The organism is Serratia sp. ASV30 (genome assembly GCF_016428815.1).
GTDB lineage: Bacteria > Pseudomonadota > Gammaproteobacteria > Enterobacterales > Enterobacteriaceae > Chania > Chania fonticola_C.
Map to the genome: position 1 here is coordinate 1 of NZ_JAELTL010000108.1, position 7,086 is coordinate 7,086.

Below are 7,086 nucleotides of genomic sequence, written 5' to 3' on the forward strand. Positions count from 1 at the left end.
CCCCCCCCCCCCCCCCCCCCCCCCCCCCCCCCCCCCCCCCCCCCCCCCCCCCCCCCCCCCCCCCCCCCCCCCCCCCCCCCCCCCCCCCCCCCCCCCCCCCCCCCCCCCCCCCCCCCTTTTTCAAGCACAAGACGGCATACGAGATGATACCTCCTGTCTCGTGGGCTCGGAGATGTGTATAAGAGACAGGATTCAAAGATAGCGATTTATCTTTATCACATGATAGAAAATGTTGTTTCAACGCACTGTCGGCATGAAAATGCCAAGATCTATCCATGGCAACAATTTGTATCTAGTTAATAACCATATGTCGCTCATTATAACTCAGGTAAAGTATAAGTGAAAAAAATAAAATTCAAGGTGTGTTTATTCTTCGTGTCAGTATGGTTTTTCATGCCATTCTGTGCTCAAGCCTTCACATGTTCGGCCCAAACAACGGCGACTACACTCACCTTGCCCGATATTTCGATACGAAAAGATTTACCCGTCGGTTCACCGATTGGTAACTTAATTACTACAGATTTTATTGAGACATATAAGTGTACAAATACTGTCCCGCTCATCACTAGTCAGAGTTTTGGGATCAAAGCTGCTGGAACGTACGTAACGAAAATCGATGGTAAAAGAATCTACGCTACCGGTGTTGAAGGGGTCGGCTACGCAATTCAGGGGCAGTCAGGTAACACTTGTGGTACCTTAGCTTGGGTTGATGGAACCAATATGGGCGACACGAATGCAAATAACAGGCTTTTTTGTAATGCCAATGGCTTGTTATCAACCCAGGCGATAACAGGTCAGATCGGGGTACAGCTTTATAAAACAGCGCAGGTCACAGGCTCTGGTTCTGTACGTTCTCGACAAGTAGGTTCATTTATTATTTTTAATAATAGAACCAGCTGGACGCAACCAGAACCTACTGTATCTATAAATTCATTCAATATAAAAACACTGACCTGTAGCGTCGACAGCAGCACGATCAGTGTTGTAATGGGAGACGTAGATAGAAATGCATTTAAGGGCGTTGGTTCTTGGCCCGGAGATGCTAGAACTAAAGTTTTTACCATTCCTCTCACATGCGCAGCTGAAACACGGGTCACTGTCCAAATAGACGGTGATACTCCAAATGCAGCAGAGGGATTATTGAATTTAACCGCGTCGGGTAATAGCGCCACTGGTGCAGCTGTCCAGATCTTGCACGATAGCAAACCATTAGCACTCGGCAGCAAAGTCGAAATCGGTTTGTCCACATCAGGAAGTAACTCGCTCGCATTTCAGGCCCGTTATTATCAAACCTCTAATGATATAACCCCTGGAAAGGCAAATGCGACGGCGACATTCACGCTTACTTATCAATAACAACTTAGCTGTAGACAGTCACAGGGTTCAGTAGTAACCCTGTGCGCCCCTCGCCGTTCGATAAATGTCTGGAAATGATTGACGAAGCCAACAGAGGGCTACCGGCGTTCTACCGGAGCAGTTGCTATAGAGAGAGATTGCCGCGCCTGCGAGCGGATAATGAAGTGGCGTTTCTAGCGGATAATCACGAGGGTTTTACCCCGCGAGAGGAAGTCAGTTTGCGTTACGGCTAGTAGATGGCATTAGCGTTCTCAGAAAGTAGGATTTTATGAAGCGTCGATGTAAGGCTGTGATTATTGATAAAATCCATTAAAACAAAGTGTTAAGTGATTATTTTAAAGTGAGCGTTATTAAGGTCGTCATTCCGTATTAAGTTGAATGGAAAAGCCAGTGCAGGTAGACGAACCCGCTTTGATAAAGAGGCTTAACCTCATGGGTATCGGTATCCACGCAGGGTGGCCGCTACAGGATAAGAAATGTGGTGTTCTGATCCTGATTGCAGCCAGAAGTTAGATTTATTCAATAAAGCCTCTTTTTGAGTAAAGATACCCTGGAATTCGAATTAGATAATTGATGATGGTTTGCAGTGATAAGTTTTTCCTATAAGAGATGAATAAGATTATTTTAAATTAATTTGTCGTGGTTGCGTTGTTAACATGTGTGTGTAGTAGTCTGATTTTCATTGTTTTTTTTAATTTAAATAAGTTTTTTATATCGCTGATAAATAAAAATTACATTTACAGTATTATCTTTTTTTGTCTATATTAATCGCGTTAAATGACACCTCGCGTAAAGCGAAGAATATTCTTTTTGTGAATGCATTTCACAGAGACGTTATAGGACGCTATTGGCCGAGCGGTTATTTAACCGTAATGAATAGTATTGCATGGATTGATGTTTCGACGTCACGTTAAATCATAAATGCGCATTGGTCGCATTTGAAAGGAAAGTCTTAAATGAAAAAGAATATTATCGTTGCTACTTTGGTTGCTGCTGCCGCTATGGCCACTGTTTCTGCTTTTGCTGCTGATGGCCAGATTAATTTCACCGGTTCTGTAATCGATGCTGCTTGTAACGTTACTAATGCTACCAGCGGTTCTTTAGATGTTAGTTTGGGTAAAGTGTCTAAGACTGCGTTTGCTGCTGCGGGTGACAAAACTGCAGCTACCAAGTTCACCTTACAGGTGAGTGGTTGCCCAACAGGCGTAGACAGCGTCAACGTTAAATTCGACGGCACTACCGTTGCTGGTGACAACAGCGTTTTAGCCCTGACTCAGGACGCTGGCGTCGCTACAGGTGTGGGTATCCAGTTGGCTGACGCATCACAAAGCGTACTGCCGTTAAATACAGCTTCCACCAATTACGCTCTGACATCAGGTGCGGCCAACCTTGATTTCGTTGCGCGTTATATCGCAACGGCAGCAACCGTAACCAGCGGCCCAGCCAACGCAGTAGCAAGCTTCTCTATTGTTTATAACTAAGAACTAATCTGGTTGGCGATAATTATAAATAACGGGGCTATAGCCCCGTTATTTATATCATGGAGGATATAAAATATGAATTTCTCACCTGCGCTAATTTTAGCACTGTTATTTACCGCTCATATGTCACAGGCAGGTGTCATTGTAGGCGGAACCCGACTGATTTATGACGGCAATAAGAAGGAGTCTTCACTGAGCGTCAGCAACCCGGATAAAAAAGCGTATTTAGTGCAGACATGGGTTGAAAGCACCGATGGTGTTGAGAAAGCCCCCTTTATTGTGACCCCACCGCTATTTCGCTTGGACGCTGGGCAAGAGAACCTGCTGCGTGTAGTGCGTGCGGGCGGCAATCTACCAGAGGATAAGGAATCACTATTCTGGATGAACATCAAGGCCATTCCGTCGGCAGAAAAAGAAAGTGACAGAAATACGCTACAAATTGCCATCAAAACACGTATGAAGCTGATTTATCGCCCTCATGGGTTGAAAGGGGCGCCAGACAACATGGCCGACAAACTCACTTGGCAGCGCAGTGGTAATGAGCTTCGCGTGACCAACCCGACCCCGTACTACATGAACTTTCAAAAGGTAAAAGTGGCGGGTAAGGACGTGAAAGAGGCAACCCTTGTGGCCCCAGGCACTACTGCCCGCTTCGCCTTGCCTGCCGGTGTGAGTAGTGGAAGCGTGAGTTGGACCATCATCAATGATTTTGGCGGAGCCGGCAAAGAGCATACTGGCTCACTTTAAGTCACAAAGGGTACAGATAAAAACGCGGTAACTCAGAAAAGCCTTGAACGTTAAAACATCGGAAGAAAAGGCATTCTTCTGTAGGCCGCTGGAAAAATGAATGAATAGTGACAAAGGCCAAGTTAATTATATGACTAGAAATATGCAAAAAAGTCAGTCTTCACTGCGTGTCAGCCCGCTTGCGTATTTTATTGCAGTACACATGACCCTGTTGGGGGGGGGGTCCTTTGAAACACAGGCACGTGAGTTTTTTAACCCGGCGCTGCTGGAGACAGATAATCCACAACACGGGAAAACCGACCTGTCAGTGTTTGAAGAGCGGGCGATGCAGGCTCCTGGCTCTTACCGGGTAGATATCTATCTCAATAATGAACAGCAGGACACGCGTGAAGTTGAATTCAAGATAGGGAAAAGCGCCGAAGGTAAAGAGGGGCTGCAGCCTTGTCTGACGGTCGCTCAACTGAATGAAATGGGTGTTAAAACCGACCTGTTTCCTGCCATTGGGAAAGCTGAAGCACAGTGTGCCAACCTCAATGCCATCCCGCAAGCCAGCGCCGAGTTCCGCTTCAGTGCTCAACAACTCTTGCTGAGTATTCCCCAGGCGGCGATGTCGCAAAAAGCACGGGGCTACGTACCGGAAACCCAGTGGAATGATGGTATTTCGTCTTTCTTGCTGAATTACAGCCTGAGTGGTGCAAACACCGTTGCCCGTGACAATAACAACGGCGATAGCAATAGTCAGTTTGCCAACCTGCGGCCTGGCATTAACTTCGGCCCGTGGCGGTTGCGCAACTACACCACCTGGAACCGTGACAGCCAAGGTAAGAGTGAATGGAGCACAGTGTATACCTACGCCGCACGCAACATCGTTTCGCTCAAGAGCCAACTGGTGCTGGGGGACAGTACTTCACCAAGCGATGTGTTTGACGGCGTACCGTTCCGTGGTGCACAGATGGCGTCGGACGATGACATGATACCCGACAGCCTGAAGGGCTATGCACCATCAGTGCGGGGTATTGCCCGGAGCAATGCCCAGGTGACCATCCGCCAAAACGGCTATGTGATTTACCAGACCTTTGTGGCACCAGGGGCTTTTGAAATCAACGACATGTTCCCGACCGGCGGCAGCGGCAACCTGTACGTGACCATACGTGAGTCGGACGGCAGTGAACAGGAACTGGTGGTGCCATATGCATCACTGCCGGTGCTGCAGCGTGAAGGACGCCTGAAATACGCGGTGACCAGCGGGCAATACCGCTCATACGACAGCAGCGTGGAGAAAACCCCCTTCGGCCAAGCCACCGCAATTTACGGCTTGCCCTATGGGCTGACTGCCTACGGCGGCGGGCAGTTCGCCAACGAGAAGTACCACTCTCTGGCGCTGGGGATGGGAAAAAACCTGGGTGACTTTGGTGCCTTGTCGACGGATGTGACCCAGGCATGGTCGACCATGAAAGACCAACCACAGGAGAATGGTCAGTCGTGGCGTATCCGTTACAGCAAGAACTTTGTCCAGACCGGGACCAACTTTGCGATTGCGGGTTACCGCTACTCTACCGACGGCTACTACTCCTTGCAGGAAGTACTGGATACCCATCGGGACCAAGCCAGCCAACCGTTGGTTGAACGCCGCCGCAACCGTTCCGAACTGACCATGAACCAGAACCTGTGGGAAGGGGCGGGTACCCTTTCGCTGAGCTGGATCAGTGAAGATTACTGGAATAGCAATCGCACCATGCGCTCTATCGGTGCGGGGTACAACAACAGCTGGAACGGTATCAGCTATGGGTTGAACTACAGCTATAACGAGAACGCTACCGCCAGCGGCAGCAATGGCAGCGGGCGCGTGTATGACAAAGACCAGGTGTTTTCGCTTGGTGTCAGCGTGCCGTTGGACCGCTGGGTGAGGAATACCTACGCCAGCTACAGCCTGAATACCAGTCAGAAAGGTGGGACCACCCACACTGCGGGTATGAATGGAACGGCCCTGGCCGCTAATAACCTGAGTTGGGGGGTGCAGCAGGGGTACGGTACCAACGGTGTGGGTAACAGCGGCAGTCTGAATGCCGATTACCGTGGTACTTATGGGCAGGTGAATGCCGGTTATGGTTATGACAACAACAGTCAGCGCCTGAATTACGGAGTGCAGGGGGGGGTTGTCTTGCATGAGAACGGTGTGACCTTCGGTCAATTACTTGGGGAAACTGTGACACTGGTGAAAGCGCCGGGTGCCGTAGGTGTCGATGTCGGTGGCCAAACTGGGGTGAAAACCGACTGGCGGGGTTATGCCATAGTGCCGTACAGCAGCCCATATCGTAAGAATCAGGTGCGGTTAAATACCGAAACACTGCCGGACAATGTCGACCTGACGCTGTCGAGCCAGAACGTGGTTCCAACGCGAGGGGCGGTTATCCGCGCCGACTTTGCTACTAACGTGGGGCAGCGTGTTTTGATGACCTTGCTTAAGGTTGGCAGTGTACCAGTGCCATTTGGCGCAACGGTCAGTGACCCGATGCAGAAGACAGCGCAGGGCTTTATCGTGGGCGACAACGGTCAGGTGTATATGACGGGGTTGGCGGAGAGCGGCTCCCTCAATGTGCAATGGGGAACCGAAGCAGATCAGCGGTGCCAGGTGAATTATACGCTGGCGAAACAGACAGTAGAGCATGCCAGGGTTCAGATCCTGAACGGGCAATGCCGGTAAGGGAAGTGTGATGGGAATGAAAAAGATAGCGGCGATTGTGTTCTGTATGCTCGCGGGCATGAATATGGCCCAGGCGGCGTCCGTCTGGGGGTCCTGTACTCCTGATAAAGGGACACAAGTTTTTGGTTTTGATTTTAAGCCAAAAATTGCCACGGTGGCAGAGAATCAGGCGGGACTTACTAAGGCAAGAATATATAACTGGAATCTGGGAGGAACATATCCTGGTACGTGTAACTGTGGCACTAATGAGGGAGGCAATAACTACTACAAAGCCGAGATACCGGGCTTGGTATTCGATCGCACTCTGAGTGGCCTGAATTATTATGCAATAAATAAATATCTCTCCATCGCCAGTGAACTGTATATTGGCGGGAATGTTAAAGATTACGTTGCCACACCTATAAACGATTATAGTAATAATTCTGGCACCATGTGTGCAGTTTCCTCGAATTATGCATCAGGTAGCCAAGGGTATGTTTCTTTATATTTTATCCGTCCTTTTGTAGGGGAAGTAGTGATTCCGCCGACGCCAATACTGAAGATCTATGGCACAAAAATAAAGGGACGCTATGACACGATACCGTTGGCACAGGTCACCATGAGTGCAACGGTAACTGCTGTCTCTTATACACATCTCCGAGCCCACGAGACAGGAGGTATCATCTCGTATTCCGTCTTCTGCTTGAAAAGAGGGGGGGGGGGGGGGGGGGGGGGGGGGGGGGGGGGGGGGGGGGGGGGGGGGGGGGGGGGGGGGGGGGGGGGGGGGGGGGGGGGGGGGGGGGGGGGGGGGGGGGGGGG

The 7,086-nt window shown here is 50.0% G+C and carries 5 protein-coding genes; all 5 read left to right on the top strand.

The genetic code is table 11. The features are described from left to right. The coding region (locus JHD74_RS25155) for a hypothetical protein (protein ID WP_199063943.1) at positions 1–182 on the top strand (182 nt) is incomplete at its 5' end. A gap of 157 nt (positions 183–339) precedes the next feature. Then, positions 340–1,356: a fimbrial protein gene (locus tag JHD74_RS27125; protein ID WP_074030834.1), complete on the top strand. Its 1,017-nt coding sequence runs from the start codon at positions 340–342 to the stop codon at positions 1,354–1,356. A gap of 956 nt (positions 1,357–2,312) precedes the next feature. Beyond that, a complete protein-coding gene (locus JHD74_RS25165; RefSeq protein WP_074030836.1) occupies positions 2,313–2,837 on the top strand; it encodes a fimbrial protein in 525 nt (174 codons plus the stop codon). Between the two features lie 75 nt (positions 2,838–2,912). Beyond that, a complete protein-coding gene (locus JHD74_RS25170) occupies positions 2,913–3,584 on the top strand; it encodes a molecular chaperone (protein WP_199063805.1) in 672 nt (223 codons plus the stop codon). Positions 3,585–3,726: 142 nt separating this feature from the next. Beyond that, complete coding sequence (locus JHD74_RS25175; RefSeq protein ID WP_199063806.1) at positions 3,727–6,288, top strand: fimbria/pilus outer membrane usher protein; 2,562 nt, start codon at positions 3,727–3,729, stop codon at positions 6,286–6,288. Positions 6,289–7,086 lie beyond the last annotated feature (798 nt).